The 26987-nt window shown below is 72.9% G+C and carries 28 protein-coding genes; 19 read left to right on the top strand and 9 right to left on the bottom strand.

Annotated elements, in window-relative coordinates:
- Positions 1 to 3: 3 nt before the first annotated feature.
- The 3 genes from FHX75_RS12445 to FHX75_RS12435 all read left to right on the top strand — a co-directional run bounded on the left by FHX75_RS12445 (position 4) and on the right by FHX75_RS12435 (position 2427).
- Positions 4 to 987, top strand: coding sequence for a ketopantoate reductase family protein (locus FHX75_RS12445; RefSeq protein WP_154939576.1), 984 nt, complete (start codon positions 4 to 6; stop codon positions 985 to 987).
- A 61-nt stretch (positions 988 to 1048) separates the two neighbouring features.
- Positions 1049 to 1540, top strand: coding sequence for a SigE family RNA polymerase sigma factor (locus FHX75_RS12440; RefSeq protein WP_154939573.1), 492 nt, complete (start codon positions 1049 to 1051; stop codon positions 1538 to 1540).
- A complete protein-coding gene (locus FHX75_RS12435) occupies positions 1540 to 2427 on the top strand; it encodes a hypothetical protein (protein ID WP_154939571.1) in 888 nt (295 codons plus the stop codon). Before FHX75_RS12440 ends, FHX75_RS12435 begins: the two co-directional genes overlap by 1 nt.
- A 52-nt stretch (positions 2428 to 2479) precedes the next feature.
- On the opposite strand, the gene FHX75_RS12430 is transcribed toward FHX75_RS12435, so the two are convergent.
- A complete protein-coding gene (locus FHX75_RS12430) occupies positions 2480 to 4063 on the bottom strand; it encodes an acyl-CoA carboxylase subunit beta (RefSeq protein ID WP_154939569.1) in 1584 nt (527 codons plus the stop codon).
- An 85-nt stretch (positions 4064 to 4148) separates the two neighbouring features.
- On the opposite strand from FHX75_RS12430, the gene FHX75_RS12425 reads away from it, so the two are divergent.
- On the top strand, positions 4149 to 5024 hold the full coding sequence (locus tag FHX75_RS12425) for a biotin--[acetyl-CoA-carboxylase] ligase (protein WP_154939567.1): 876 nt from the start codon (positions 4149 to 4151) through the stop codon (positions 5022 to 5024).
- A gap of 118 nt (positions 5025 to 5142) precedes the next feature.
- Positions 5143 to 5715 carry a PH domain-containing protein gene (locus FHX75_RS12420; RefSeq protein WP_154939565.1) on the top strand — a complete coding sequence of 191 codons (573 nt, stop codon included), beginning with the start codon at positions 5143 to 5145 and terminating at the stop codon, positions 5713 to 5715.
- A 117-nt stretch (positions 5716 to 5832) separates the two neighbouring features.
- Here FHX75_RS12420 and FHX75_RS12415 read toward each other — a convergent pair whose 3' ends face one another.
- Together FHX75_RS12415 and FHX75_RS12410 are read right to left on the bottom strand one after the other, a co-directional pair.
- Complete coding sequence (locus FHX75_RS12415; protein ID WP_154939563.1) at positions 5833 to 6552, bottom strand: GtrA family protein; 720 nt, start codon at positions 6550 to 6552, stop codon at positions 5833 to 5835.
- A 63-nt stretch (positions 6553 to 6615) separates the two neighbouring features.
- Positions 6616 to 7152, bottom strand: a complete 537-nt coding sequence (locus FHX75_RS12410; protein ID WP_154941942.1) for a GtrA family protein — start codon at positions 7150 to 7152, stop codon at positions 6616 to 6618.
- 461 nt (positions 7153 to 7613) lie between these two features.
- Here FHX75_RS12410 and FHX75_RS12405 point away from each other — a divergent pair, with 461 nt between their 5' ends.
- The 4 genes from FHX75_RS12405 (at position 7614) to FHX75_RS12390 (ending at position 12646) form a co-directional block, all read left to right on the top strand.
- Positions 7614 to 9458 (top strand): phosphoenolpyruvate carboxykinase (GTP), encoded by a 1845-nt coding sequence (locus tag FHX75_RS12405; protein WP_154939561.1) that lies wholly within the window; start codon positions 7614 to 7616, stop codon positions 9456 to 9458.
- Positions 9459 to 9495: 37 nt separating this feature from the next.
- On the top strand, positions 9496 to 10359 hold the full coding sequence (locus tag FHX75_RS12400) for a hypothetical protein (protein ID WP_154939559.1): 864 nt from the start codon (positions 9496 to 9498) through the stop codon (positions 10357 to 10359).
- A 342-nt stretch (positions 10360 to 10701) separates the two neighbouring features.
- On the top strand, positions 10702 to 11829 hold the full coding sequence (locus tag FHX75_RS12395; RefSeq protein ID WP_246157982.1) for a geranylgeranyl reductase family protein: 1128 nt from the start codon (positions 10702 to 10704) through the stop codon (positions 11827 to 11829).
- A 46-nt stretch (positions 11830 to 11875) separates the two neighbouring features.
- On the top strand, positions 11876 to 12646 hold the full coding sequence (locus tag FHX75_RS12390) for an isoprenyl transferase (protein ID WP_154939557.1): 771 nt from the start codon (positions 11876 to 11878) through the stop codon (positions 12644 to 12646).
- A gap of 34 nt (positions 12647 to 12680) precedes the next feature.
- Here the strand turns inward: FHX75_RS12390 and otsB are convergent, their stop codons facing one another.
- The 3 genes from otsB to FHX75_RS12375 form a co-directional block, all read right to left on the bottom strand.
- Complete coding sequence (gene otsB / locus FHX75_RS12385; RefSeq protein WP_154939555.1) at positions 12681 to 13505, bottom strand: trehalose-phosphatase; 825 nt, start codon at positions 13503 to 13505, stop codon at positions 12681 to 12683.
- 92 nt (positions 13506 to 13597) lie between these two features.
- On the bottom strand, positions 13598 to 13951 hold the full coding sequence (locus tag FHX75_RS12380; protein ID WP_154939553.1) for a hypothetical protein: 354 nt from the start codon (positions 13949 to 13951) through the stop codon (positions 13598 to 13600).
- Positions 13952 to 14113: 162 nt separating this feature from the next.
- A complete protein-coding gene (locus FHX75_RS12375) occupies positions 14114 to 14554 on the bottom strand; it encodes an XRE family transcriptional regulator (protein WP_154939551.1) in 441 nt (146 codons plus the stop codon).
- 264 nt (positions 14555 to 14818) lie between these two features.
- On the opposite strand from FHX75_RS12375, the gene FHX75_RS12370 reads away from it, so the two are divergent.
- The 6 genes from FHX75_RS12370 to FHX75_RS12345 all read left to right on the top strand — a co-directional run bounded on the left by FHX75_RS12370 (position 14819) and on the right by FHX75_RS12345 (position 20143).
- Positions 14819 to 15163, top strand: coding sequence for a hypothetical protein (locus FHX75_RS12370; RefSeq protein ID WP_154939549.1), 345 nt, complete (start codon positions 14819 to 14821; stop codon positions 15161 to 15163).
- A 31-nt stretch (positions 15164 to 15194) separates the two neighbouring features.
- Complete coding sequence (locus tag FHX75_RS12365) at positions 15195 to 15548, top strand: hypothetical protein (protein WP_154939547.1); 354 nt, start codon at positions 15195 to 15197, stop codon at positions 15546 to 15548.
- 348 nt (positions 15549 to 15896) lie between these two features.
- Positions 15897 to 17312, top strand: coding sequence for an RNA 5'-3' helicase PhoH2 (gene phoH2, locus FHX75_RS12360; RefSeq protein WP_154939545.1), 1416 nt, complete (start codon positions 15897 to 15899; stop codon positions 17310 to 17312).
- Between the two features lie 286 nt (positions 17313 to 17598).
- A complete protein-coding gene (locus FHX75_RS12355; protein WP_154939543.1) occupies positions 17599 to 18288 on the top strand; it encodes an aggregation-promoting factor C-terminal-like domain-containing protein in 690 nt (229 codons plus the stop codon).
- Between the two features lie 115 nt (positions 18289 to 18403).
- Positions 18404 to 19057, top strand: coding sequence for a rhomboid family intramembrane serine protease (locus FHX75_RS12350; protein WP_154939541.1), 654 nt, complete (start codon positions 18404 to 18406; stop codon positions 19055 to 19057).
- A gap of 117 nt (positions 19058 to 19174) precedes the next feature.
- Entirely contained in the window at positions 19175 to 20143 is a 969-nt protein-coding gene (locus tag FHX75_RS12345; RefSeq protein ID WP_154939539.1) for an NAD(P)/FAD-dependent oxidoreductase, read from the top strand.
- A gap of 8 nt (positions 20144 to 20151) precedes the next feature.
- On the opposite strand, the gene FHX75_RS12340 is transcribed toward FHX75_RS12345, so the two are convergent.
- Positions 20152 to 20841, bottom strand: a complete 690-nt coding sequence (locus FHX75_RS12340; protein WP_154939537.1) for a TetR/AcrR family transcriptional regulator — start codon at positions 20839 to 20841, stop codon at positions 20152 to 20154.
- 141 nt (positions 20842 to 20982) lie between these two features.
- Here FHX75_RS12340 and FHX75_RS12335 point away from each other — a divergent pair, with 141 nt between their 5' ends.
- Complete coding sequence (locus tag FHX75_RS12335) at positions 20983 to 21900, top strand: NAD-dependent epimerase/dehydratase family protein (protein WP_154939535.1); 918 nt, start codon at positions 20983 to 20985, stop codon at positions 21898 to 21900.
- A gap of 33 nt (positions 21901 to 21933) precedes the next feature.
- On the opposite strand, the gene FHX75_RS12330 is transcribed toward FHX75_RS12335, so the two are convergent.
- Positions 21934 to 22905 carry a DMT family transporter gene (locus FHX75_RS12330; RefSeq protein ID WP_154939533.1) on the bottom strand — a complete coding sequence of 324 codons (972 nt, stop codon included), beginning with the start codon at positions 22903 to 22905 and terminating at the stop codon, positions 21934 to 21936.
- Positions 22902 to 23936, bottom strand: coding sequence for a class II fructose-bisphosphatase (glpX, locus tag FHX75_RS12325; RefSeq protein ID WP_088963962.1), 1035 nt, complete (start codon positions 23934 to 23936; stop codon positions 22902 to 22904). Before glpX ends, FHX75_RS12330 begins: the two co-directional genes overlap by 4 nt.
- Positions 23937 to 24094: 158 nt before the next feature.
- Between glpX and FHX75_RS12320 the strand changes: the two genes are divergently transcribed.
- The 3 genes from FHX75_RS12320 (at position 24095) to FHX75_RS12310 (ending at position 26895) form a co-directional block, all read left to right on the top strand.
- Positions 24095 to 24907 (top strand): DUF4245 domain-containing protein, encoded by an 813-nt coding sequence (locus tag FHX75_RS12320; RefSeq protein ID WP_154939531.1) that lies wholly within the window; start codon positions 24095 to 24097, stop codon positions 24905 to 24907.
- Between the two features lie 97 nt (positions 24908 to 25004).
- The gene (locus FHX75_RS12315) at positions 25005 to 25820 is read left to right on the top strand and encodes a hypothetical protein (RefSeq protein WP_154939529.1); all 816 of its coding nucleotides are present in this window, start codon (positions 25005 to 25007) and stop codon (positions 25818 to 25820) included.
- Between the two features lie 229 nt (positions 25821 to 26049).
- Complete coding sequence (locus tag FHX75_RS12310) at positions 26050 to 26895, top strand: hypothetical protein (protein WP_154939527.1); 846 nt, start codon at positions 26050 to 26052, stop codon at positions 26893 to 26895.
- Positions 26896 to 26987: the final 92 nt, after the last annotated feature.

Genomic DNA, 26987 nt, shown 5'->3' with positions numbered 1-26987 from the left:
CGCATGCGGTACGTGATCATCGGGGCGGGCGCGGTCGGCGGCACCATCGGCGTGCGGCTGGCCGACGCCGGCCACGACGTGACGCTGGTGGCCCGCGGCGCGCACCTGGACGCGATCCGGCGGCGCGGGCTGACCCTGCGCACCCCGGACCGCACGGCGACCTGGCGCGGGCCGGCCACCGACGCTCCCGGGGAGCGGCCGCTGCCCGCCGACACCGTCCTGGTGCTCACCGTCAAGTCGCAGGACACCGCGGCCGCGCTGGCCGTCTGGGCGGACGCGCCGGTCGCCGGTGGCGGCACGGCGGGGGAACGGCTGCCGCTGTTCACCGCCCAGAACGGGGTGGCCAACGAGCCGGCGGCGCTGCGGCTCTTCGCCCGGGTGCACGCGGTCTGCGTCTGGCTGCCCGCCACCCACCTGGAGCCGGGCGTGGTCGTCGCCAACGGGTACCCGCACCCGGGAATGCTGCACCTCGGGCGCTACCCGGCCGGCTCGGACGCGCTGGACCACGCGGTGGCCGCCGACCTCACCGGCGCCGGCTTCGTCGCCCCGGTGCGCGACGACGTGATGCGGTGGAAGTACGGCAAGCTGCTGGCCAACCTCGGCAACGGGCTGCAGGCGTTGCTCGGCGGGGACGTCCCCACCGACCTGCGCGACCGGGTCCGCGTGGAGGGGCAGGCGGTGCTCGCCGCGGCCGGGATCGCGCACACCAGCACCGAGGAGGAGGCCGCCGAGCGGGGCGACCGGGTCGGGCACCGGCCGGTCGACGGGCAGGAGCGGTCCGGCAGCTCCACCTGGCAGAGCCTGGCCCGGGGTGTCGGCTCCACCGAGGTCGACCACCTCAACGGCGAGATCGTCCTGCTCGGTCGGCTGCACGGGGTGCCGACCCCGGCCAACGCCGCCGTCGCGTACGCGGTGCGCCGGGCGGCCCGGGAGCGGATCCCGGCCGGCGGTTTCCCGCCCGCCGAGCTGGCGAAGATGATCGGCTGATCCGGCAACCGGCGTGGTGCCGCCGCGCGTGTCTCCTCCGAACGCCACGGGAGGTGAGCACGTGCCCGACGTCGACGGGTTCGACGAGTTCTACCGGGGCAGCCGGCAACGGCTGCTCGGCTTCGTCTACGTGCTGACCGGCAACGTGACCGAGGCGCAGGATGCCGTCCAGGAGGCGTACATCCGGGCCTGGCAGCGCTGGTCGACGGTGAGCGGGTACGACGACCCGGAGGCGTGGGTGCGGGTGGTGGCGTCGCGCATCGCGGTCAGCCGCTGGCGCAGCCTGCGCAGCCGCGCCCGGGCGTATCTGCGGCACGGAGTCGAGGAGAGCGTGCCCGGCCCCGGCGTCGACACGGTCGAGGTGGTCGCCGCGCTGCGCCGGCTCCCCGAGGAGCAGCGCACCGCGCTCGCCCTGTACTACCTGCTCGGCATGCCCGTGGCCGAGGTGGCCCGGCAGACCGAGGCCCCCGTCGGCACGGTCAAGGCCCGGCTCTCCCGGGGGCGCGCCGCGCTGGCCGGGCTGCTCGCCGTCTCTGACCTGGAGGAGGCCTGATGCGTGAGGACCTGCACTTCGTCGACCGGCTGCACCGGGACCTCGGTGGGGTCCGCTGGGCCGAGCCGGAGAAGATCCGCGCCCGCGCTCGGCGACGCAGCCGACGTACGGCGGCGCTGGCGGCGACCGCCGTGCTCGCGGTGCTCTCCGGCTCGGCGTACGCGGTGGCGGGCCGGCCGGTGTCTCCCGCGCCGCCGGTGGCGGGCGTTCCCGTTCCGACGGTGGCCGCCCGGTCGGCCGAGATCCCGCCGGAGGCGCTGCTGTCGGCGCGGGACGTGCGGCTGACGACCGGTGCACAGCTCGGGGCGTCCGGCCTCGGCGAGGCGGTGCGGGTCGATCCGGTGCTGGAGGCGTGCGGCCGGGAGCGGGGGGTGGCGTCGCTGGCGACGTCGCGCCATTCGCGGTCGCAGACCCTGCTGCTGCCGGTCGGCGCGGTCGCGCCACCGCTGCTCACCCAGGATGTCTACCGCATCGATCCGGGCCAGGGCCCGCTGCTCTTCGGCGCCGTCGCCCTGCTGCTCGACGCCTGCGCCCGGTGGGAGGTCAGCGGTTCGGGGCAGCGGGGCGGCCGGACGGTGCCGACCGTGACCCCGCACCGGTGGGAGCGGTCGGCCAGCGGTTTCGCCGGCGACGAGTCGGTGCTGCTGCGCCACGTGTCGCTGCCGCCGGCCAGCGTCGTCGACGGCACCGCACCCAAGATCGCGCCGAAGGTCGAGGCCACCATGGTGGTACGGGTCGGCGACCTGGTCACCGTGATCACCGCCGGGCCGGCCGCCGTCAAGGTCGACGACACCGGCCCCGGCCCCGGCCTGAGCCGGGCCGACCTGGAGGGGCTCGGTCGCACCGCCGCCGGTCGGCTCTGCGCCGCCGCCAACCCGCGCTGCTGAACCGGAAGATCCCCGCGACCACGAGGGACGCGGGGATCTCCGGTAACACCAGTTACAGCGGGATGTTGCCGTGCTTCTTCGGCGGCAGGGTCTCCCGCTTGGTGCGCAGCACCCGCAGCGCGCGGACGATCTGGGCGCGGGTCTCGTGCGGCGGGATCACGCTGTCGATGTAGCCGCGCTCGGCGGCGATGTACGGGTTGGCCAGGGTGTCCTCGTACTCGGCGATCTTCTCGGCCCGGACGGCGGCCGGGTCCTCGGCGCCCGCCAGCTCCGAGCGGTAGAGGATGTTCACCGCACCCTGCGCGCCCATCACCGCGATCTGCGCGGTCGGCCAGGCGAAGTTCAGGTCCGCGCCGAGGTGCTTGGAGCCCATCACGTCGTACGCGCCGCCGTAGGCCTTGCGGGTGATCACGGTGACCTTCGGGACGGTCGCCTCGGCGTACGCGTAGATCAGCTTCGCGCCGCGTCGGATGATGCCGTCCCACTCCTGGCCGGTGCCGGGGAGGAAGCCGGGAACGTCCACGAAGGTCAGCACCGGGATGTTGAACGCGTCGCAGGTCCGCACGAACCGGGCGGCCTTCTCGCTGGCGGCGATGTCCAGGGTGCCGGCGAAGTGCATCGGCTGGTTGGCCACCACGCCGACCGGGCGCCCCTCGACCCGGCCGTAGCCGATGACGAGGTTCTGCGCGTAGAGCGGCTGCACCTCCAGGAACTCGCCGTCGTCGAGCACGTGCTCGATGACCCGGTGCATGTCGTACGGCTGGTTGGCCGAGTCCGGGATCAGCGTGTCCAGCTCCCGGTCCTCGTCGGAGATGTCGAGGTCGGCGGGGGCCTCGTACACGACGGGCTCGTCGAGGTTGTTTGACGGCAGGTACGACAGCAGCGCCTTGACGTACTCGATCGCGTCCTCCTCGTCGGTGGCGAGGTAGTGCGCGTTGCCGCTGCGCGAGTTGTGGGTGCGGGCGCCGCCCAGCTCCTCCATCGCCACGTCCTCGCCGGTGACCGTCTTGATGACGTCCGGGCCGGTGATGAACATGTGCGAGGTCTGGTCGACCATCACGGTGAAGTCGGTGACCGCCGGGGAGTAGACCGCGCCGCCCGCGCACGGGCCCATGATCAGCGAGATCTGCGGGATGACGCCGCTGGCCCGGACGTTGCGGAAGAAGATCTCGCCGTAGAGCCCGAGGGAGGCGACGCCCTCCTGGATCCGGGCGCCGCCGGAGTCGTTGATGCCGACCACCGGGCAGCCGATCTTCATGGCCAGGTCCATCACCTTGACGATCTTCTCGCCGAAGACCTCGCCGAGGGAGCCGCCGAAGACGGTGAAGTCCTGGGCGAAGACGCAGACCTGCCGGCCGTCGACGGTGCCGTAGCCGGTGACCACGCCGTCGCCGTACGGGCGGTTCTTCTCCAGCCCGAAGGCCGTCGACCGGTGCCGGGCCAGCTCGTCCAGCTCGACGAAGGAGCCCTCGTCGAGCAGCAGCTCGATCCGCTCCCGGGCGGTCTTCTTACCCCGCGCGTGCTGCTTCTCGACCGCGCGCGCCGACCCGGCGTGCACCGCCTCGTCGACCCGTCGCTCCAGGTCCGCCAGCTTGCCCGCGGTGCTGTGGATGTTGATCCCGGTCTCGGTAGTCACCCAGGGAATATAACGATGGTTCAGGACGACGCCGGTGTGCAGTACGCCTCAATACCCTCCGTCGCCGGGCCCGTAGGCTGACGGGATGCCGGGCTCGCCGTACACCGATCTGGACCGCCCGCCGCTGTCGGCGGCGCGGCTGGCCCGCGCGCTGACCGCGCCGCACGGGCCCTGGCGCCGGCTCGACCTGCGGGCGGAGACCGGCTCCACCAACGCCGACGCGGTGGCGGCCGCCCGGGCGGGCGAGCCGGAGGGTCTGGTGGTGGTCGCCGAGCGGCAGACCGCCGGGCGTGGCCGGCGCGGCCGGGTCTGGCAGTCGCCGGCCCGCGCCGGCATCGCGACCAGCGTCCTGCTCCGGCCCGGCGAGGCCGTCGCCGACCGCGGCTGGCCGCCGGCCCCCGCCACCGGGTACGGCTGGCTGCCGCTGCTCGCCGGCGTCGCGCTGGTCGAGGCGGTGGCCCGGCTGGCCGAGCTGGAGGCCCGGTTGAAGTGGCCGAACGACCTGCTGGTCGACGACGCCAAGTGCGCCGGCATCCTGGCCGAGGCGGTGCCGGGCACGTCCCCGGCGCAGCCGCCGGCGATCGTGCTCGGGATCGGGCTCAACGTCACGCTCCGCGCCGACGAGCTGCCGGAGAACCGGACCGGCCTGCCGGCCACCTCGCTGCAACTGGCCGGCGCGACGGCCACCGACCGGGACCCGCTGCTGCGTGCGCTGCTCCGCTCGCTGGCCGACTGGTACGACCGCTGGCGCACCGCCGGCGGCGACGCGGTGGCCAGCGGGCTGCGGGAGGCCTACGTCGCCTCCTGCGCCACCGTCGGCCGGCGGGTGCGGGTGCTGCTGCCGGACGGCGCCGAGCTGACCGGCCTGGCCACCGGCGTGGACGCCGACGGCCAGCTGCTGGTCGACACGGGCGCCGGGGAGCGGCGGTTGGCGGCCGGGGACGTGCTGCACCTGCGCTGAGCGCCCGGGTGGCGGTCCGGTTCGGGCGCGGACCGGGATCGGGGCCGCGCGGCTGATCCGGCGGCTCGCGGTGACCGGTTACGGTCAGCGCGTCCGATCCGTGCCGAGGAGGTTCCCCGTGGCGTTTCCCGAAGACGTGCTCACCGAGGACGAGCACGTCGTCCTGCATCTGCACCCGCACTGGAAGGCGCTGCTGCGGCCGATCCTGGTGCTGGTCCTCGGCGTCGCCGCCGTGGTGGCGGGCTGGGTCCTGCTGCCCGACGGCGACGGCGCCACGATCGCGCTGTACGTGATCGCCGGGCTGGCCCTGGTGCTGGCGCTCTGGCTGGGCCTCTGGCCGTTCCTGGTCTGGCGCACCACGCACTACCTGTTCACCAACGAGCGGGTGCTGCTCCAGCAGGGCGTGCTCTCCCGGGACCGGCGGGACATCCCGCTCACCCGGATCAACGACCACGCGATGAGCCAGCGCTTCGTCGAGCGGCTGCTCGGCTGCGGCACGCTCACCATCGAGTCGGCGGGCGAGCGCGGCCAGTCCGTGCTGCGCGACGTCCCGTCCGTGGGCCAGGTGCAGACCAAGCTCTACGAGCTGGTCGAGGCCCACCACGACAAGCACTCGCTGGGCGACGGGGAGATGCGCGACATCCTGGCCGACATGCGCGAGGGCAAGCCGCTGCGCGACCCCACCAGCTGACTCCTGGCCCGACCCCGGCCTGATCGACCCCGCTTCGCAGATGTGGCGGTGTCCGAGATCATCGGACACCGCCACATCGGCGACATGCGGGTGCCCGGTTCGTCCCGGGCGGCGGGGTCAGCGGCGGGGGCGGCGGGTGCCGGCGTGCAGTTCCGCGGCCAGCTCGGCGTCGAGGTCGGCGCCGATCGTGCTGCCCAGCCCGGCGTCCAGCGGGGCGGGACGTCCGGTCGGCTGCGGGAAGACCGGATCGGCCATCGGGCCGCCGGGCCGCTGCGCCGCCTGCTGCTGCTGGGCCTCCTCCAACTCGCTGACCGACTCGGCCAGCTCGGCCACCGGGTCCAGCTCGGCCATGGTGTCCCACTCGTCCCGGTGGATCGTGTGCCAGGTCTCCTCGGCGTGCGCGGGCACCGGCTGGAACACGAACGTCCGGTAGGACCAGAACCGGAACATGGTCGCCAGCAGCACGCCGCCGGTCTTCGCCACGTTGAGCGCGAGCAGGCTGTTCACGCCCAGGCCGTACTTGGCGGCGGCGAGGACGCCCAGTTCGATCAGCAGGCCGGTGGCGTTGAACAGGAAGAACAGGACGTATTCCCGCTTCAACGCGGATTTCGGTCGATCCCGGTACGTCCAGTGCCGATTCATCAGATACGACGTGATTGTCGCCACCACGGTGGCGATCACGGTCGCCTTCAGTTGACCGTTGACAAAAACGGTGAGTGCCAGGACATTGAACACCGCGTAATTGATGACGGTGTTGATGCCACCGACGACGCCGAATTTGAGCGCCTCGTGGATGAACTTCTGCCAGCGCTCGGGCAGCAGACGGACAAGACGCATGCGGAACACCTTAGGGCAGTGGTTGGGGCCGGCAGGTCCCGGCCGGACGAGGTGGGCGGCAGGTCACGCCCCCGGCGGCCGGTCGTGCGCCGCCTCCGGAACCGGGGGATTTCCCGCTTCCACGAAGACGAACCGTCGGTACGACCAGAACCGGAACAGCGTCCCCAGGCCGGTGCCGACGATGAAGCTGGCGATGTTGTCGGCCAGCGGGGTCTGGAAGACCTCCGGCCAGATGCTGCCCAGGCCGTACCGGCTGATCGCCAGGCAGGCCACGGCGATGCCCAGGCCCACTGCGTTGAAGAAGAAGAACAGCGCGTACTCGCGGGCCGGGTTGGAGCGCTTGCGGTGGCGCCAGGTCCAGAACCGGTTGCCCACGAAGGCGACGCTGGCCGCGATGACGGTGGAGATCGTCTTGGCGGTCACCTGCTCGACGTCACGCACGGTCGTCAGGTAGTTGAAGAGCGTGAAGTCGATGAGGAAGGCGATCCCGCCCACCGTGGCGAACTTGCTCAGCTCGCGGACGAGGTGACCGAAGCGGTCCAGCAGTGTGCGGACCAGACCCGGGCGGGTCGGCGGAGACCCTGGTTGGTCCCCGGTCATCGTCGCGGCCACCCGCCGAGAGTACCGGTCGGGAGCGAGCCGGACGCGCAGCAACGGCGAGCCGGCCCGGATCGCTCCCGACGCGGGTCGTCACCGGCCCGTCCGCTGCCGCCGCAGGTGAGCAGAGCGTAACTCTTTGTGGATCGATCGCCGTTCGGTTCGCCCAATCGACGTGCCCGTCACCGGAAGCCCGGTTCCGCTGTCCGTCATCGTCCGTTCCGGTGGCCGCCAACAGTTCGCCGCAGGATTTGCGTGAAACTGCGCGGGAAAGCGGGTATTAGCTCGTGATGCCGCAGCCGGGCCGTACCTTGTGCAGTTCTTCACAACCAGTCCCACTGACTCGCGGCTCGGCCCGGTTTACGCTGAGCGCAATCCCAGGTTTCCACGATGGCGACGCGGCTCGCGCCCGCCAGACTCGTGCATCCATAGAACGGTCAGCGTCGACCACAAGGAGATGTGTCATGGTTGCTCCGGCTACTGTTCGGGGTATCGATCAGGCCCCGACTACCCACCCCAAGCTGCTCGCCTGGGTCAGAGAAGTCGCGGAACTGACCACCCCCGACCGCGTGGTCTGGGTGGACGGGTCCGATGAGGAGTGGCGGCGCCTCACCGACGAGCTGGTCGAGTCCGGCACCCTGATCCGGCTCAACCCGGAGAAGAAGCCCAACTCGTTCTACGCGCGCACGGACCCCACGGACGTCGCCCGGGTCGAGGAGCGCACCTACATCTGCTCCGTCGACGAGGCGGACGCCGGCCCCACCAACAACTGGATGGCGCCGGCCGAGATGAAGCGGACGATGACGGAGCTGTACCGCGGGAGCATGCGCGGGCGCACCATGTACGTCATCCCGTTCTGCATGGGCCCGGTGGAGGCCGAGAGCCCCATGTTCGGCGTCGAGATCACCGACAGCCCGTACGTGGTGGCCTCGATGCGGATCATGACCCGGATGGGCGCCAAGGTCCTCGAGGCGATGGGCGACGACGCCGACTTCGTGCACGCGCTGCACTCCATCGGCGCCCCGCTCGCCCCCGGCCAGCAGGACGTCGCCTGGCCGTGCAACGAGACGAAGTACATCTCGCACTTCCCGGAGAGCCGGGAGATCTGGTCCTTCGGCTCCGGCTACGGCGGCAACTCGCTGCTCGGCAAGAAGTGCTACTCGCTGCGGATCGCCAGCGTGATGGGGCGCGACGAGGGCTGGCTCGCCGAGCACATGCTGATCCTCAAGATCACCTCGCCGGAGGGCAAGGTCTACCACGTCGCCGGCGCCTTCCCGTCCGCCTGCGGCAAGACCAACCTCGCCATGCTGGAGCCGACCATCCCGGGCTGGAAGGTCGAGACCATCGGCGACGACATCGCCTGGATGCGCTTCGGCTCCGACGGCCGCCTCTACGCGGTGAACCCGGAGTACGGCCTTTTCGGCGTCGCGCCCGGCACCGACTGGAAGACCAACGCCAACGCCATGCGGACGCTGGACCGCGGCAACTCGATCTTCACCAACGTGGCCCTGACCGACGACGGGGACATCTGGTGGGAGGGCATGGGTGAGCCGCCGGCGCACCTGATCGACTGGAAGGGCAACGACTGGACGCCGGAGAGTGACAGCCTCTCCTCGCACGCGAACAGCCGGTTCTGCACCCCGATCACCCAGTGCCCCATCCTCGCCGAGGACTACTACGACCCGAACGGCGTGCCGATCGACGCGATCCTCTTCGGTGGCCGTCGCCGGGACACCATCCCGTTGGTCACCGAGGCCCGCGACTGGGTGCACGGCGTCTACATGGGCGCGACGCTCTCCTCGGAGACCACCGCCGCCGCGTCCGGCGCGGTCGGCGTCGTCCGCCGCGACCCGATGGCGATGCTGCCGTTCATCGGCTACCACGCCGGCGACTACTTCCGGCACTGGATCGAGATGGGCAAGGGCGTCGACGGCGACGAGGCCAAGCTGCCCAAGATCTACTACGTCAACTGGTTCCGCAAGGACGCCGAGGGCAACTTCCTCTGGCCGGGCTTCGGCGAGAACTCCCGGGTGCTCAAGTGGGTCGTCGAGCGGCTCGAGGGTCGCGCCGACGCGGTCGAGACCCCGATCGGCATGGTGCCCGCGCAGGACGCGCTGGACGTCGAGGGCCTGGACATGACCCCGGAGGACGTCCGGATCGCCCTCAAGGTGGACCCGGAGGAGTGGCGCAACGAGCTCCCGCTGGTCACCGAGTGGTTCGAGAAGTTCGGTGACAAGCTGCCGGGTGTCCTCTGGGCCGAGCTGGACGCGCTGCGCGCCCGGCTCGACGCGGAGCAGCCGCAGAAGTAGGTGTGACGGTTGCCCGTACCGGGCAACATCGGATCCCATGAGGACGGCCGCCGAGACCACCGAGGTCCGGCGGCCGTCCGCCGTCCGGGCCCTGACCACGCTGCTCGCCGTCACGGCGGCGGCCACCGTCGTGGTCGAGCTGCTCAACTGGTGGTACGCCCCGGAGCAGGAGTTCGGCCTGGCCGTACGCACCGGCTGGGCGATGCTCCGCTCACTCGCCTTCCTGGTGCTGATCGGGCACGTCAACCGCGGTCGTACCGTGGCCCGGCCGTTCGGGCTGATCCTCGCGGTGACCACGATCTTCGCGGTGGGCCGGTTGGTGGTGCCCCGGCAGGGGGTGCCGCCGCTGCCCGGGCTGCTCGGTTTCGCCCTGCTCACCGCGCTCTGCGTGAGCGTGGTCGTGCTGCTCTACCGCTCCGAGGCGGTCGGCGCGTACCTCGTCCGGCACCGCAAGACCCTGGTGGTCTCCGGCGGCACGATCTCCTGGCGGGAGGCCGCCCCGAAGCGGCCGCCGGTCACCGGGTGGCTGCTCACCAGCCGGGTCGCCGCCTTCACGTACAGCCCGTTGATGCTGGTGCCGGCGCTGGTGGCCGGGGGCGCGATCCTGGACGGCCGGCTGGCCGCCGCGCCGGCGGTGGTGTTCTGGTTCCTCGCCGGCATCGCGGTCAGCTACGCGGTGCTCCTCTGCACCGCGTTCCTGATGCGCGGCCGCCGCTGGGCCCGCACCCTGCTGGTGGTGATCACCGTGGGCGTGCTCGCCGTCCACCTGCCGCTCTGCTGGTGGCTGCTCGGCGTCGACGGCCTGGTCCGGGACGGCGGCCCGCTCGTCGCCGCCGCCGTCCTCGCCCTCTACGGCCTCTGGCGCGCCACCCGCGCCGAACCACCCCCACCCCCCACCTGACCCCACCCCGCCCCCGACCGCCCGAGCCCCCGAGCCCGTTGATCAAGAGGTTTGCGTCAAAATCCCGCCCTCTCCCGACCCAAACTTCTTGATCAACCTCTCCCGCGAGCCGGCCGCGCCGGAGCCGGCCCGACCGGGGGTGGGGTGGACCCATCCCGCGTTGATCAAGAAGTTTGCGTCGGGCCGGGGCCGAATCCCGACGCAAACTTCTTGATCAACGGTGTCGGGTGGGCGGGGGAGGGCCGGGGGCGGGGGTGGGGGTGGGTCGGTGCGGCGGCGGGGTTCGGGGGCGTGGGGCGGGCAGGATGGGCCGGTGGGCGGCTGCGGGCGGGAGGCGACGCGGTGAGCGACGAATTCGACCTGATCGTGGTCGGGGCGGGACCGGCCGGGGCGGCCGCCGCGCTGGCCGCCCGCCGGGCCGGGGCCCGGGTGCTGCTGCTGGACCGGTCCGACTTCCCGAGGGACAAGGCCTGCGGGGACGGCATCGCGGCGCACGCGCTGGATGTCCTCGCCGGGCTGGGGGTGACCGACGCGGTGGCCGGGTACGCCCCGCTGCCCGCGCTGCGGCTGGTCGGTCCGGGCGGCCCGGCGGTGGCCCGGGCGCTGCCCCGGCCCGCGTACACGGTGCCCCGCGAGGTGTTCGACGCCCGGCTGGTCGCGGCGGCGGTGGCCGCCGGTGCGGTGCTGTGCCGGCACACCGTCCGCCGAGTCGAGCCGCGCGACGACCGGGTGGTGCTGGACGGGAAACTGGCCGCGCGGGCGGTGGTCGGCGCGGACGGGGCCGGGTCGATCGTCCGCCGCGCGCTCGGCCACCCGCCGAACCCGGACCGCCACCTCGCGCTCGCCATCCGGGGGTACGCCCCGGCGCTGCCCGGCCCGCCCGAACAGTTCATCGTCACCTCGGGGCCGCGCTGGCCGGCGTACGCCTGGTCCTTCCCGATCGGCGACGGGCGCGCGAACGTCGGGTACGGGGAGGTGCTGCGGGGCGAGCCGCTGAGCCGCGCGCACCTGCTGGACCGGCTCGCCGCGTTGCTGCCGGCGACCGACCCGGCCACGGTCACCGGGCTGCGTGCCCACCACCTGCCGCTCTCCACGCACCGGCCGTCGCCCGGTCGGGGTCGGGTGGTGCTGGCCGGCGACGCGCTCTCCCTGATCAACCCGTTCACCGGCGAGGGGATCTTCTACGCGCTGCTCTCCGGGGCGCTGGCCGGCGCGGCCGCCGCGGCGGCACCCGACCGGGCGGCCGACCGGTACGCCCAGGCGCTGCGCCGGCGGCTCGGTGCGCACCTGCGGCACAGCTCGGTCGCCGCCTGGCTGGCCCGGCACCGGCGGGTGGTCGACGCCGCCGTCCGGGCGGCCCGCCGCGACGACCGGGTCTACCGCAGCGTCGTCGAGTTGGGGCTCGGTGACGGCCGGCTGGACGCCCGCACCCTCGCCATGATCGGCATCGGTCTCTCGGCGCGTAGTTAACCTCCGAGGTCACCATCGGCCGGGCGGGTCGCTACCCTGCAAGGTGATGACTCTGCGGAACCTCCTCTACTCCGTGTACGAGCGCCGGCTGACGGCGTCGCTCGCGGGCAAGCCGGTGCCCCGGCACGTCGGCGTCATGTGCGACGGCAACCGCAGGTGGGCGCGGGAGATGGGCTTCGTCGACCCCAACGACGGGCACCGGATGGGCGCCGAGCGGATCAAGGAGCTGCTGCGCTGGTGCGACGCAGCCGGTGTGGGCCACGTCACGCTCTGGCTGCTCTCCACCGACAACCTTTCCCGGCCGGCGGAGGAACTGGATCCGCTGCTCCAGATCATCGAGGACCTGACCACCGAGCTGGCCGAGGAGGGCAACCCCTGGCGGCTGCGGATGGTCGGCGCGCTCGACGTGCTGCCCTCGCACCACGCACAGGCCCTCAAGGCCGCCGAGGAGCGCACCCGGGACCGCGCCGGCGGCGCCCAGGTCAACATCGCCGTCGGGTACGGCGGCCGGCGCGAGATCGCCGACGCGGTGCGCTCCCTGCTGCTGGAGCACGCCGCCACCGGCGGCACCATCGAGGAGCTGGCCGGCGCGCTGGACGTCGACCACATCTCCGAGCACCTCTACACCAAGGGCCTGCCGGACCCGGATCTGATCATCCGGACCAGCGGGGAGCAGCGCCTCTCCGGCTTCATGCTCTGGCAGTCGGCCCACTCGGAGTTCTACTTCTGCGAACTCAACTGGCCCGACTTCCGCCGCGTCGACTTCCTCCGCGCCCTGCGCTCCTACGCCAACCGCCAGCGCCGCTTCGGCGCCTGACGGCGGCTCGCCCCGCGCTCGCGGCGGCGGTCGGTCAGGTCAGGTGGGGCAGCGCCCTGGTCAGGAAGTCGCCGAGGGCGGCCGGGGAGTCGAGGGTGAGGTCGGCGGCGTCGGCCACCTCGTGACCGGTCTCCGGGTTGGCCACGGCCACGCAGATGCCGAAGAAGTCCGGGTCGGCGGCGGCGCGGGCCCGCAGCGCGGCGAAGGCCTTGATGTCGGAGACGTCGTCGCCGAAGTACCAGGCGCCACCGGCGTCGCGAACGATCTCGCCGATGACCAGGCCCTTGTCCCGGTCGACCGGGGGCTTGAGCTCCAGCACCATCCGGCCGGCCTGCACCTTCAGCCCCAGCCGCTCGGCCTGCGCGCGTCCCCACTGCTCGACCTGCGGCCCCAGCCCCGGCGCGGTACGCCAGTGCAGGGCGACGCTCAACCGCTTGAACTCGACCAGCGTGCCGGCCGGCAGCTCGGCCCGGGCCAGGTCGGCCAGCTCGGCCATGGTCGGCACCCAGGGCAGGGCGGCCGGCTCGGTCACCGTCTCGCCCCCGGAGTGGCTGTGCTCCAGCCCGTACAGGCCGTACAGGTCGACGCCGGCGAGGCCACCGAGGTGGTCGCGGAGGAAGTCGACCGGGCGGGCGGAGACGATCGCCACCCGCTGCACCACCGGGGCGAGCGCCTCCAGCGCGGCGAGCACCTTGGGCGCGGGCTGCACGGCGGTGGGGTCGTCGTCGACCGGCGCCAAGGTGCCGTCGAAGTCGAAGAAGAGCACCGTGTGGGCCGCCCGCGCGGCGGTGGCCCGCCAGGCGTGTTCGGCGTCCAACGGAGTCTTCGGCTGCTGGTTGCCCAGATTCAACGGCGGCACGCGCGTCAGCGTACCCCGGCGGCAGCGGCTCATTCGTGGCCGCGAGATGACGCCTTCTCGCCTCCGGCGGTGGACGATTTCCGGGTGGTCGGTCAGCGTTCGGCGGCTCCCCGGCGCGGGCGCCCGAATGGCACCACGTCGGCCTCCTGGCCGTGGCTGAGCAGGTAACCCTCGACGAATCCGGTGTTCCGGTCGCCGGCCTGCGCCTCGATCTCGTTGAGCCGGGCGACCAGGAACTCGGTCAGTGCGCTGACCCGGTCGTTGAGCCGCTCGTGCAGCTCGGCGACCACGGCCAGCACCACCGCGGTGCCGGCGGTGGTGAGCGCGAGGAGGTTGACGACCAGTGGCATCTGCTCGCCCTCGACCGCGCCTATCGCGACATTTGCGGTCACGAACGATGTCACCGACACCGCCGCGACCACGACTGCCCACCATTTCAGGGTCATGGACAGACCCCTCCTTCTGTCCCGCAGGGCTGGGTTCGGCCTTGTCCCGTCCCCCCGCCGACGACGAGCCCAAGCAGTACGAATACGGACGCTAGCGCGCCCGTTCCTGGCCCGTAGCGAAACGAAGAGGTCTGACCAGGCGTTCTTTCGCCATCTGAGGAACTAGCCGGCCTGTTCGTCTCGTTTTCGGACTTCGGCCGGCAGAGTCGGGCGATAAGCGAGGTAACGAATGGTTTCTCGAATGTGGAACTTCTCCGCTTCCGAGACGGCGGGATCGACCAGCCGGCGCAGCAGAGCTTCCACGTCCGGGTCCATCGGGGGTGGCGTCGTAGCGGTGCGGGGCGCGGCGGCCCGGTCCCAACCCAGCGCGGCGAAGGCGGCGGCGGGGTTGAGCCCGAGCCCCTCGCAGAAGGCGACCACCCGCTCCACCTCCGGGTCGCTGGCCCAGTCGCCGCGGACCCACCGGTTGATGGTCTGCCGGGAGACGCCGGTGCGGCGGGAGACCTCGGTGCCCGTCCAGGCCCGCATCGCCCGGGCGTCGTCGAGCGCCCGGCGGACGAAACTGGCGAAGGCGATCTTCCGGGCGGGGGCGGTCTCGGTCACCCCGTGACGGTACGGCCGGACGGCCGTGGTGGGGAGTCCGTGCGTACGGGTGTCACGCGAACGGGACGACTCTCTCCGGGCGCGTGTTAACGATCCAGGGGCCTTTCCGAGGGGTGTCACCTGGGCAGAATAGAAGGACTTAGGTGCGGGGGTAACCGGACGAAAAGCTGATACTGTCACGCTCGTGGGACAATCTACGGTGTGTCACGTGCATGAGACGATTAGTGCTCACATGCGTCACGCCCCCAGCGCGAGGGAGGTGCGGTGACCGAACTCGCGACCCGTGCCCAGGCCTTCGGCCTGATCGCGGAGGGGGTGGCCGCGGGACTGAGCGCGCCCTGGCGCCTCTACCTCGCCCGAGGGTGCCGCTACCTGTCCCTGAGCGTGGGGGACCGGGACGAGTGGAACGCCTGGCGTACCCATCTCGGTTGTCCGGAGCTGAGCGTCCGGGTCTACGACGCCGGCGGCGAGATCCGCCGCTCCTCGGTGGCCGAGATCGTCCTGGACGGGTGCCGGATCAGCGTCGAGCTGGTGGAGGAGGTCAGCACCGACGACCTGGAGCGGCTCCTGGTCGTCGACCCCACGACGATCGAGCCGGAGGACCGGTGACCGGGCCGGCGCGGCGCGGCGGAGCCGCCGGATGAGCCCGTTCCTCGCGGTCTTCCTCGTTCTCGTCCTCGGCGCCACCAGTTACGCGGCGGGCCGGCTGCACGGCCAGCTCAGCTACCGGATCGGCTATCGCTTCGGCTACCGGCAGGGCTACTTCGACGGCGACCGGGGGGCGTGGAACCGGCGCCGCCGCGACGCCCAGGCCGCGATCGCCTCGGCCCTGGCCGGGCCGGTGAGCGGGCCACCGGTGGTGACCACCGCGAAGGTCACCACCACCGCGGTCGCCCGCCAGGGCACCACGTACACCGGCTCCTCGTTCACCGCCCCGGCCCCGCCGGTCACCGGCCGGCACCCGACCGGGACCCTCGTCCGGCGGCAGGGCTGACGACCCACGCCGGCACCGACCCGGTGCGTCGTCCGCGGCGGGCACGCACCGTCGGGGCCACGTCAGACCGGTGACGGTGGCCCCACCGGCCGGGATGCGCGCAGGGGGCATGCATCCCGGCCGGTCCGCCGCCGACGTTCACGTCCCGGTCGGGGGAGATCCACCTCCGCCTCTAGCCGAGGTGGCCCGGCGCCGCTAGCGTCTAGGCATGGCACGGGGTTCTCCCGGGCCAGCCGGTCCGCCCGGAACTGCGACCTCGCGCACGGGGTTCCGCATCCGACCCCGTGTCCCCGGGCACCGGAGGAGGCGGAACACGGGTGGCGGGTGCCCATCCGTCGGAGCAGGCCTGTGACGACTCGCCGTACGCCCGCCGGTGCCGACCAGACCCCGGCCGCGACTGCCACGACCCGCCGAGCCACCCGGAGCCGCCGTACGACGGCCGCCGCTCCGGCCGGCACCGAGGAGCCCCGACCAGCCGGCCAGGCGTTCGTCCTGGACACCTCGGTGCTCCTGTCCGACCCGGCGGCGTTCCACCGCTTCGCCGAGCACGAGGTGGTCCTGCCCCTGGTGGTCATCTCCGAACTGGAGGGCAAGCGCCACCACCCCGAGCTGGGCTGGTTCGCCCGGCAGTCCCTGCGCATGCTCGACGAGCTGCGGGTGCGGCACGGGCGGCTGGACCGTCCGGTGCCCGCCAACGACGCCGGCGGCACGCTGCGGGTGGAGCTCAACCACTCGGACGACGGCGTGCTGCCGCCGGGTTTCCGCAACGAGTCCAACGACGCCCGGATCCTCTCGGTGGCGTTGAACCTGGCCGCCGAGGGCCGGGAGGTGACCCTGGTCAGCAAGGACATGCCGCTGCGGGTCAAGGCCGCCTCGGTCGGGCTGCGGGCCGACGAGTACCGGCACGGCCAGGCCAGCGACCCCACCTGGACGGGCATGGCCGAGCTGGAGCTGGGCGAGGAGGAGATCGGCCGGCTCTACGCCGGTGAGACGCTCGACCTCGACGCCGCGGCGGGCCTGCCCTGCCACACCGGCCTGGTGCTGCACTCGGCGCGCGGCTCGGCCCTGGGCCGGGTGCTGCCCGACAAGACCGTCCGGCTGGTGCGGGGCGACCGGGAGGCGTTCGGCCTGCACGGTCGCTCGGCCGAGCAGCGCGTCGCGCTGGACCTGCTGCTGGACGAGTCGATCGGCATCGTCTCGATGGGCGGGCGGGCCGGCACCGGCAAGTCCGCGCTGGCGCTCTGCGCCGGCCTGGAGGCGGTGATGGAGCGCCGCCGGCACAAGAAGGTGATCGTCTTCCGCCCGCTGTACGCCGTCGGCGGCCAGGAGCTGGGCTACCTGCCCGGCTCGGAGTCGGAGAAGATGTCGCCCTGGGCGCAGGCGGTCTTCGACACCCTCGGCGCGGTGGTGCACGAGAACGTGCTGGAGGAGGTCACCTCGCGGGGCATCCTGGAGGTCCTGCCGCTGACCCACATCCGGGGCCGGAGCCTGCACGACGCCTTCGTGATCGTCGACGAGGCGCAGTCGCTGGAGCGGGGCGTGCTGCTCACCGTGCTGTCCCGGATCGGTCAGGGGTCCCGGGTGGTGCTCACCCACGACGTCGCCCAGCGGGACAACCTGCGGGTGGGCCGGCACGACGGCGTGACCGCGGTGATCGAGGCGTTGAAGGGTCACCCGCTCTTCGCGCACGTCACGCTGAGCCGTTCGGAGCGGTCGCCGATCGCCGCGATGGTGACTGATCTGCTGGAGGACATCCCGCAGTAGTCGTCTCGGGCGTCCGTTGCGCCCACTTCCGTCCACATTCATTTTGTGGCGCAGGTCACAAATGGGTCTCTTGGTTTCCCATCAGTCTCACTGTGCGCGATGGTGTCCAACGAGCGCCCGCGCCCCGACAAGATCGTCGAGTATCGTTCGTCCCACCCTAGGACGAGCCCCGGCGAGAGTCGGTGCGTCGGATGCGACCGGCTCCGGTCGGGGCGCTCGCGGCACGACCGCGTCCGGAGACGGCCGGCCCGCGCCGCGTCCTTGCCCCCGACGAAGGGACCACTTCGTGAGTCGGCTGTGGAGCCGGTTCGGCGCCCGTACGGCCGCCGTCGCACTGCTCTCCGTGGGCGTTGCCGGCGGCTTCTATCTGGGCGAAGACCGGGAAACCCAGCAACAGGGCCTGACCGCACAGGTCGGCCTCCAGGTCGACCAGGCCGAGTACGACTACCAGCGCGAGCGGCAGGCCGACCACCAGCGCAGCTCCGCCAAGCAGCGGGCCGCCGAGTACCAGGCGAAGCTGCGGGCCGCCGCGGCCGCCAAGGAGGCCGCCGAGCGGGCCCGCGAGGCCGAGGCCGCCGCGGCGTCCCGGAAGAAGGCGCGGGAGGCGGCGGCGAAGGAGGCCGAGGCCAAGACCCAGCCGTTCACCGGTCCGATCCCCGCGTCCTGCAACGAGTTCAGCGGCAACCGCGAGATCGGCTGCGCGCTGCTGCTCGACGCCGGCTTCAAGATCGACCAGATGCCGTGCCTGGACAAGCTCTGGACGAAGGAGAGCGGCTGGAACCACAAGGCCAGCAACCCTTCCTCCGGGGCGTACGGCATCCCGCAGGCCCTGCCGGGCAGCAAGATGGGCACGGTCGCCGACGACTGGCGGACCAACCCGGCCACCCAGATCAAGTGGGGCCTGGGCTACATCGAGGGCCGGTACGACAACCCCTGCGGCGCCTGGGCGCACAGCCAGAGCGTCGGCTGGTACTGATCGTCGCGAACGAGGGCGGGGCGGGTGGGCGACCACCCGCTCCGCCCTCGTCGTGCTCGGGGCCGGCGCGCCGCCCAGGTGGCGGTCGGCCACGAATGCTGATACCCCTGTCAGGGTGACCCTGCACCCAGCGGGCGGCGACCCGACCCGGTTCGGCACCGACGCGTTCTACGCCGCCCTCGGCCGGGCCTTCGTCGCCATGTGCGCGGTCGTGCCGTTCCTCTTCCTCATCGAGGCCCTCGACCAGGGGCTCGACTTCGGCCTCGACGTGGCCGCGGGGATCATCCCGCACCGCATCCAGGGCCTGGACGGGGTCTTCTTCTCGCCGTTCCTGCACCACGGCTTCGAGCACCTCTACAGCAACAGCATCCCGCTGATCCTGCTCGGCACCTTCGTGCTGGCCGCCGGCACCCGGCGCTTCCTCTGGTCCACCCTGATCATCGTGCTGGTTAGCGGGCTCGGCGTCTGGTTCACCGGCGCGCCCAACTCGGTGGTCGTCGGCGCCAGCGGGGTGATCTTCGGCTACCTCGGCATCCTGCTGACCCGGGGCCTGGTGGAGCGCAGCTGGTGGAACCTGGCGGTGGTGCTGCTGGTCGGCCTGCTCTACGGCTGGCAGCTGCTCGGCATCCTCCCCACCGACGAGCGGATCTCCTGGCAGGGACACCTGTTCGGGCTGCTCGGCGGGGTGGTCGCGGCGATCCTGTTCCGGCGCCGCCGGCCCGAGTCGGGCGGGCCGTACCACTCGGAGTCGACCCTCACCATGCCCTGAGCCGGGCGACCCGCCGCTGGCCGCCGAAGATCGGGACATGCTTGCCCGGCCGGGGCGGCGGGCCTACCGTCGGCATCAGCACGCGTTGATCCGCCAGCGGAAAGCGACGGTACGCCCATGCGCGAGGTCGATGTCGCGGTGATCGGGGCCGGCCCGACGGGCCTCTTCGCCGCGTACTACGCCGGGTTCCGCGGGCTGTCCGTGGCGGTCGTCGACGCGCTGCCCGAGCCGGGCGGGCAGATCACCGCGATGTACCCGGAGAAACTGATCCTGGACGTCGCCGGCTTCCCCGCCGTCAAGGGACGGGACCTGGTGGCGAACCTGGTCGCCCAGGCCGCGCCGTTCCACCCGGAGTACCTGCTCGGCACCCGGGCGGAGAAGCTCGCCCATGTCGACGGCCGGCCGGTGCTCGGGCTCGCCGGCGGTGACCAGCTGCGCTGCGGCGCGGTGGTGATCACCGGTGGGCTGGGCAGCTTCACCCCGCGCCCGCTGCCGGTGGCGGAGAGCTTCGTGGGCGGCGGGATCGTCTACTTCGTACCCGAGCCGGCGGCGCTGGCCGACCGGGACGTGCTGATCGTCGGCGGCGGGGACTCGGCCTTCGACTGGGCGTTGACCCTGCAACCGTTGGCCCGCTCGGTGACCCTGGTGCACCGGCGGGAGAAGTTCCGGGCGCACGCGTCGACCGTCTCCCGGGTGCTGGCCCTGCCGGTGCGGGTGATCGTCAACGCCGAGCTGACCAGGCTGCACGGGGACGCGACGGTGACCGCCGCCGAGATCACCGTGCGCGGCGGCGACGCGGAGACGCTGCCGGTCGACACGGTGGTGGCGGCGCTGGGCTTCACCGCCGACCTCGGACCGCTGGCCGAGTGGGGGCTGCGGCTGGACCGCCGGCACATCGTGGTGGACAGCGCGATGGCGACCAACCTGCCGCGCGTCTTCGCCGCCGGGGACATCACCGAGTACCCGGGCAAGGTGCGGTTGATCGCCACCGGCTTCGGCGAGGCGGCCACCGCGGTCAACAACGCCGCCGTCGCCATCGACCCGAGCGCACACCTCTTCCCGGGCCACTCCTCCGACGCCGGCTGAGGCGACCGTCAGCGGGGCAGGCCGATGAGGTCGGCCATCAGCCCGGTCTGGTGGTCGAAGTACGCGTCCCGGTGCGGGACCGCCCGGTTGAGCCGGCCGAACAGCTCGAAGCTGATCAGGCCGAACAGCTGCGTCCAGCCGGCCATGCCCCGGGCCAGCAGCGACTCCGGCAGGCCGGGGAAGAGCCCGGCGGCGATCTCGGCCAGGTCGGCGCGGACCGGTTCGGGCAGCTTGTCGTCGGGGGCGGCCAGCCGCCCGTCGACCAGCCCGTCGCGCAGGATGCCGACCAGGGTCACCGGCGGGCGCTGGGCCGGCAGGACGGTGTCGTCGGGTGCGGCGTATCCGGGCACCGGGCTGCCGTAGAGCAGGGCGTACTCGGCGGGGTGGGCGAGCGCCCAGTCCCGGGCCGCCCGGCACACCGCGTGCCAGCGGCCGCGCAGGTCCTGCCGGTCGGCGCCGGCGTCGGCCGACTCCACCGCGTCGCCGAGCGCGTCGTACGCCTCCAGGATCAGCGCGGTGAGCAGGTCGTCGCGGCTCGGGAAGTAGCGGTAGATGGCGGAGGAGACCATCCCCATGTCCCGGGCGACCGCCCGCAGCGAGAGGTTGGCGCCGTCGGTGGCGAGGTGCCGGCGGGCCACCGCCTTGATCTCGTCGAGCATCTCGGCGCGGACCCGGGCGCGGATCGAGGAAGCGGGCATGGCTCCACTCTGCCACGGATCGGAGCGGCAATCAAAAAAGAGAGCACTGCTCTTGACGGCGCGATGGGCGGGCGGTCATGCTGGTGTCGGCAAGTGAGAGCAGCGCTCTCGGTTCGTATCCCCGCTTCGAAAGGCGTTCCCATGTCGCTGCACGTGATCGTCGGCTCCGGTCCGGTCGGCACGGCCACCGCCCGTCTCCTCGCCGAGCGGGGTGAGCGCGTCCGAGTGGTGACCCGCCGGGGCGGCGGGCCGGAGCACCCCGCCGTCGAGCGGGTCGCCGCCGACGCCGCCGACGCCGACCGGCTCACCGCGCTGACCGAGGGCGCGGACGCGCTGTACAACTGCGCGAACCCGGCGTACCACCGGTGGCCGACCGACTGGCCGCCGCTGGCCGGCGCGCTGCTCACCGCCGCCGAGCGGACCGGCGCCGTGCTCGCCACGGTCGGCAACCTCTACGGGTACGGGCCGGTCGACGGCCCGATGACCGAGCAGACCCCGCTCGCCGCCACCGGCACCAAGGGCCGGGTGCGCAACCGGATGTGGACCGAGGCGCTCGCCGCCCACCGGGCCGGCCGGGCCCGGGTCACCGAGGTGCGCGGTTCCGACTACCTCGGCGCCGGCGGCACGTCCCTGCCGATGCTGGTGCTGCCCCGGGTGCTCGACGGGCGGCGGGTCTTCCTCCCGGTCGACTGGGACGCCCCGCACACCTGGACGTACATCCCGGACGTCGCCCGTACCCTCGTCGAAGCCGCCGCCGACGCGCGGGCCTGGGGCCGGGCCTGGCACGTGCCCAGCGCACCCGCCGCCGGCATGCGCGAGCTGGCCACCCGCGCGGCGGCGCTGGTCGGCGCGCCCGCGCCGAAGCTGACCCGGATGCCCTACCCGGTGCTCTGGCTCGGCGGTCTGGCCGACCCGTTCGCGCGGGAGCTGCGCGAGACCGCCTACCAGTTCGACCGGCCGTATCTGATGGACTCCACCGCCGCCACCGCCACCCTCGGCATCGAGGCGACGCTGCTGGACCGCGCGATCGAGGAGACGGTCACGGCCCTGCGCCGCTGACCCGCCGGCACCCGCCGCGAGCCCGACCCGGGCTCAGCGGCGGGGCGCCGGGCCGAGCGCGGCCACCAGCACCGCCACCAGGGTCAGCGCGGCGCCCGCCAGGGTCGCCGGCCCCGGGTGCGAGGCCGCGGTCGGCAGAACCAGATCCAGCAGTACGGCCCCGACGATCTGCCCCGCGATGGTGGCCAGCCCGAGCAGCAGCACCCCGGTGAAGCGGACGATCGCCGCCGCGATCGCGATGAACACGATGCCGATCGGCCCGCCCAGGTAGAGCCACGGCTCGGCGGGCAGGGCGCCGGTCGGCCAGCCCCGGACCGCGCCGTCGACGGCGAAGGTGACCAGCAGGGCGGCCGTGCCGACGGTGAAGTTGACCAGTGTGGCCGCCAGGGCGCTGCCCGAGGCGACCCGGACCCGACCGTTGACCGCCTGCTGCCAGGCGATGCCGACCCCGGCCAGCAGCGGCAGCAGGGCCAGCATCAGGGCCCCCGGGTCGCCCAGCCGGTCGCCCACCGCCAGCAGGACAGCGAGCACGGTCAGCGCCGCACCGGCCAGCCGGCTCGGCGTCACCGGCTGCCGGCCGGCCGGGCCCACCCCGGCCCGGTCCACCGCCAGGCTGCTCGCGGACTGGCCGGCGACCACCGCCACCGTGAAGACGGCCACCCCGAGCGTGCCGATGGTGAGCCCCTGGGTGGCGACCAGGAACGCCCCGCACAAGCCGCCCAGGCACTGCCACGGGCGCAGCGAGCCGTCCCGCAGCGCCGCGCGCAGGTCGCGCAGTCCCCGCCGCCCACCCGGGGTGGCGGGGACCAGCACCAGCAGCACCAGCAGGCCCAGCCCGAACGAGACCACCGCGGCGGCGATCCCGTCGGCCAGGCGTACGCCCAGTTCGCCGTTGATCCGGGACTGCACGGCCACCGCGACCCCCGAGGCGGTCGCCAACCCGGCCGCGACGATCCGCCGGGACGCCGGGACGGTCGGACGGACCGCCGTCCCGGCCGCGCTCACTCCTGCTCGGCCAGCGGCCGGCCGTCGAAGTCGACCGCCGAGTAGAGGGCCAGCTTCTCCAGCCGGTGGTACGAGTCGATCACCCGGATCGTGCCGCTCTTGGAGCGCATCACGATCGACTGGGTGTACGCCCCGCCCGCCCGGTAGCGCACGCCGCGCAGCAGGTCACCGGAGGTGACGCCGGTGGCCACGAAGAAGCAGTTGTCGCCGGTGACCAGGTCGTCGGTGCTGAGCACCCGGTCAAGGTCGTGCCCGGCGGCCAGCGCCTTCTCCCGCTCCTCGGCGTCGCGCGGCCAGAGCTTGGCCTGCATCGCCCCGCCCATGCACTTGAGGGCGCAGGCCGAGATGATGCCCTCCGGCGTGCCGCCGATCCCCATCAGCACGTCGACGTCGGACTCGCCCCGGGCGGCCGCGATCGAGCCCGCGATGTCGCCGTCGGAGATGAACCGGATCCCCGCCCCGGTGCGCCGGATCTGCTTGACCAGGTCGTCGTGGCGGGAGCGGTCCAGCACGCAGACCGTCACCTCGGAGACGTCGGTGCCCTTGACCTTGGCGATCCGGCGCAGGTTGTCGGCCACCCCGGCGTTGATGTCCACCACGTCGGCGTACATCGGACCGACGGCGAGCTTCTCCATGTAGAAGACCGCGCTCGGGTCGAACATCGCGCCGCGCTCGGAGACCGCGAGCACGGCCAGCGCGTTCGGCATGCCCTTGCTCATCAGCGTGGTGCCGTCGACCGGGTCCACCGCGACGTCCACCTCGGGGCCGGTGCCGTCGCCCACCTCTTCGCCGTTGAAGAGCATCGGCGCGTTGTCCTTCTCGCCCTCGCCGATCACCACCACCCCGCGCATCGGGATCGAGTTGATCAGCTTGCGCATCGCGTCGACGGCTGCCCCGTCGCCGCCCTCCTTGTCGCCCCGGCCGACCCACCGGCCGGCGGCCATCGCCGCTGCCTCGGTGACCCGGACCAGATCGAGGGCAAGGTTGCGGTCGAGATCCTGGGGGATCCGCGTCCTGGTGTTCGTCGTCATGACGGCTTCCTCCTCGCGACGTTGCGGGGTGGACCGGCAGGGTGCTGCGGTCGCCGCTGCCGGCTTTGTCGCTGATCCTCACACGATGACAGGTCCGGGGGCGGGGCGGGGCGGTGGTGGGCGGGATCGGTCACCCGCGCGGCTGCGAGAATGGACGGGTGGACCCCGCACAGCCTGCCGATCGCGTACCCGCCGACCAGACCCCGCCCGACGGCCAGCCGCCGGTGACCCCGACCGGGGCGACCGACGCGGTGGCCGGGTCCGGCCCGTCGAAGGGGCCGGCCGGCGGCGGCTCGGCGACCGGGGCCGGCACCGAAGCGGCGCTGGTCGAGACGACCGCCGGCGGCGCCGACGGCGGCGAGCCGGCGCTGGTCGAGCCGGCGCCCGACGCCGCCGCAGTGGACGCCGACGTGCCGCCGGCGCGGCCGGCCGCCGGCGGGCGGCCCGCCGGCAAGGAGAAGTCCCGCTCCGAGCGGTCGCCGAAGGACATGGCGCTCTCGCTGCTGGTGCTGCTCGTCCCGATCGCCCTGCTGGTCGCCTTCTACCGGGGTTTCCTCGGCGGCGAGCAGCCGACCGTCATCGACGCCGCGCCCGCCTACGAGCAGGCCCGTGCGGCGAACGCCTTCCCGGTCAGCGAGCCGGCCGGGCTTGGCTCCGGCTGGCGTACGGTCAGCGCCAGCTACCGCACCGTCGAGGGCGGCGCCAACCTGCGCGTCGGCTATCTCACCCCGGAGGGGCGGGGCGTCCAGCTCGTGCAGAGCAACGTGCCGCCGGAGAAGCTGCTGCCCGCTGAGCTGACCGCCGAGGGGCAGCCCCAGGGGCCCACCGACCTGGGCGGGCGCAACTGGCAGCGGTACACCGGCCGGGGCAACGACCAGGCCCTGGTGCTGCTCGAACCGAACCGCACGATCCTGGTGATCGGCGACGCCCGGGAGAACGAGCTGCGGCAGCTCGCCGGCTCGTTGCGCTGACGCCGCGGGGCCGGGGCGGGCCTGCCTTCCGTTAGGCTGCCCCGGCTCGATGCCCGGCCCGTCGCGGCCGGGTGCAGACTCGCGAAAAGAGAACAACGTGAACCTTCGACGGTGGAGCGCCGGTCTCCTCGCCGCCGCCCTCTTCGTTCCCGGCCTGGCCGCCTGCAAGTCGCAGTCCGCCGACTCCGACGGCACGGCCGCCGCCTCGCCGACCCCGGTCGACCCGAAGGCGGCCCTCTTCGCCTCCACCCAGGAGATCAGCAAGGGCAACTTCACCTTCACCATGACCGGTGGCCCGGAGGTGAACGGTGGCGGCACCGTGCACATGCCGTCCAAGAGCGCCGAGATGAAGATGGCCACCGGCGCGGCCTCCGCCGACGACATGTCGATGAACATGCACCTCGTCTTCATCGACACCGACAGCTGGGTGAAGCTGGAGATCGGCGGCGAGATGGCCGACGCCATCCCCGCCTTCAAGGCGATGAAGGGCAAGTACCAGCACATCGACCGCACCAAGGTCAAGGGCGCCAAGAACCTGGAGTTCGACTTCGCCGACGTCGACCCGGCCGGCAGTGACGCGCTGGTCAAGGCGGTTACCGACGTGAAGCAGACCGGCGAGGGGGCCTACGCCGGCACGCTCGACGCCACCAAGCTCACCGACTCGGACATGCTCGACGCCGACGACATCAAGAAGCTGGGCGACAAGGCCGGAGCCCTGCCGTTCACCGCCAAGCTCGACGGGCAGGGCCGGCTGACCGAGTTCACCGTGCAGATGCCGGCCGTCGGTGACACCAAGGCCTACGACATGACCGTGCGGTACGCCGACTACGGCACCGCCACGCCGGTGCAGAAGCCCCCGGCGAAGCAGGTCGTCGAGGCGTCCGACCAGGTCTACGAGATGTTCAAGGACTGACGCCTTTCAGGTGGGGGGCGGCGTGTCCGCCGCCCCCACCCGAGGAGTGGTGTTCCATCAGGTGGACCGGACAGGGATTGCCGAACGCGGCGTCAGGGAACAGAAGGTACGCGACCTCGCCGGCCCGTTCCGTCGGCCGGACGGGACTCGTGCGGCGAGGCAGGTGCAAGGCCTCGACGCCACGCCTCCGGCGCCCCCGCGGGCCGGACGACCCACTTGAGAGGTTCACGTGACCATTCGGCGCTTCAGCGCGGCGGTCTTCGCCGCGACGCTGCTCACTCCTGGGCTTGCCGCCTGCAACAGCACCGGGACCGGCGAGGCGGGGGCCTCCGCGTCCCCCACGGTCTCCGGCAGCGCCTCGCCGGGCGCCTCCGGCGCGGTCAACGGCGACGCCAAGCAGGCCCTGCTCAACTCCACCAACGAGATCAGGAACGGCAACTTCCGGTTCACCATGTCCGGCGCCGGTTCGAGCGCCGAGGGGCAGGTGCACGAGCCGAGCCAGAGCGCCGAGATGCGCGTCCTGATCGGTGACGCCTCCTCGGACCTGTCGATGAAGCTCGACCTGATCCACGCCAAGCCGGACAGCTGGGTGAAGCTGGAGCTGGGCGGCAAGTCCGCCGGCAGCATCCCGGGCGCGCAGAAGCTCAACCTCGGCAAGTACCAGCACCTCGACCAGACCCGGATCAAGGGCAACAAGGCGCTGGGCTTCGACTTCGACAAGATCGACCCGGCCGGCAGCGAGGTGCTGACCCAGGGCATCACCGAGGTACGGCAGACCGGCCAGGGCACCTACGCCGGCACGCTGGACGTGTCGAAGGCCGCCGAGGCCGGCTCGGTGGACCAGTCCGTGATCACCGCGCTCGGCCCGCAGGCCAAGTCGGTGCCGTTCACGGCGAAGCTGGACCCGCAGGGCCGGCTCAGCGAGATGGTGGTCCAGATCCCGGCCGCCGGCCAGAACGCCGCGCAGGACATCAAGGTCACCTACTCGGACTACGGCAACGCCGCCGCCGCGCAGAAGCCGCCGGCCGACCAGGTGGTCGAGGCGCCCAAGGAGTTCTACAACCTGTTCAACTGAGCCGTCGGCTCCGGTGGCGGGGCGGCTGTCGGCCGCCCCGCCGCTGCTGTCCACTGCCCGCGCCCGCATCCGAGGGGCCGTGCCACCCCCGG

This window comes from Micromonospora palomenae (genome assembly GCF_007829925.1).
Taxonomy (GTDB): Bacteria; Actinomycetota; Actinomycetes; order Mycobacteriales; family Micromonosporaceae; genus Micromonospora; species Micromonospora purpureochromogenes.
This window is presented reverse-complemented; position numbering and strand designations above follow the sequence as displayed.

Excerpts from the sequence above, each read along its gene's own strand:
- FHX75_RS12445 (WP_154939576.1), top strand. The coding sequence starts at position 4 with ATGCGGTACGTGATCATCGGGGCGGGCGCGGTCGGCGGCACCATCGGC.
- FHX75_RS12345 (WP_154939539.1), top strand. The coding sequence starts at position 19,175 with ATGCGCGAGGTCGATGTCGCGGTGATCGGGGCCGGCCCGACGGGCCTC.
- FHX75_RS12425 (WP_154939567.1), top strand. The coding sequence starts at position 4,149 with ATGCCGGGCTCGCCGTACACCGATCTGGACCGCCCGCCGCTGTCGGCG.
- FHX75_RS12405 (WP_154939561.1), top strand. The coding sequence starts at position 7,614 with ATGGTTGCTCCGGCTACTGTTCGGGGTATCGATCAGGCCCCGACTACC.
- glpX (WP_088963962.1), bottom strand. The coding sequence starts at position 23,936 with ATGACGACGAACACCAGGACGCGGATCCCCCAGGATCTCGACCGCAAC.
- FHX75_RS12340 (WP_154939537.1), bottom strand. The coding sequence starts at position 20,841 with ATGCCCGCTTCCTCGATCCGCGCCCGGGTCCGCGCCGAGATGCTCGAC.
- FHX75_RS12390 (WP_154939557.1), top strand. The coding sequence starts at position 11,876 with ATGACTCTGCGGAACCTCCTCTACTCCGTGTACGAGCGCCGGCTGACG.
- FHX75_RS12435 (WP_154939571.1), top strand. The coding sequence starts at position 1,540 with ATGCGTGAGGACCTGCACTTCGTCGACCGGCTGCACCGGGACCTCGGT.
- FHX75_RS12380 (WP_154939553.1), bottom strand. The coding sequence starts at position 13,951 with ATGACCCTGAAATGGTGGGCAGTCGTGGTCGCGGCGGTGTCGGTGACA.
- FHX75_RS12365 (WP_154939547.1), top strand. The coding sequence starts at position 15,195 with ATGAGCCCGTTCCTCGCGGTCTTCCTCGTTCTCGTCCTCGGCGCCACC.
- FHX75_RS12400 (WP_154939559.1), top strand. The coding sequence starts at position 9,496 with ATGAGGACGGCCGCCGAGACCACCGAGGTCCGGCGGCCGTCCGCCGTC.
- FHX75_RS12415 (WP_154939563.1), bottom strand. The coding sequence starts at position 6,552 with ATGCGTCTTGTCCGTCTGCTGCCCGAGCGCTGGCAGAAGTTCATCCAC.
- FHX75_RS12410 (WP_154941942.1), bottom strand. The coding sequence starts at position 7,152 with ATGACCGGGGACCAACCAGGGTCTCCGCCGACCCGCCCGGGTCTGGTC.
- FHX75_RS12335 (WP_154939535.1), top strand. The coding sequence starts at position 20,983 with ATGTCGCTGCACGTGATCGTCGGCTCCGGTCCGGTCGGCACGGCCACC.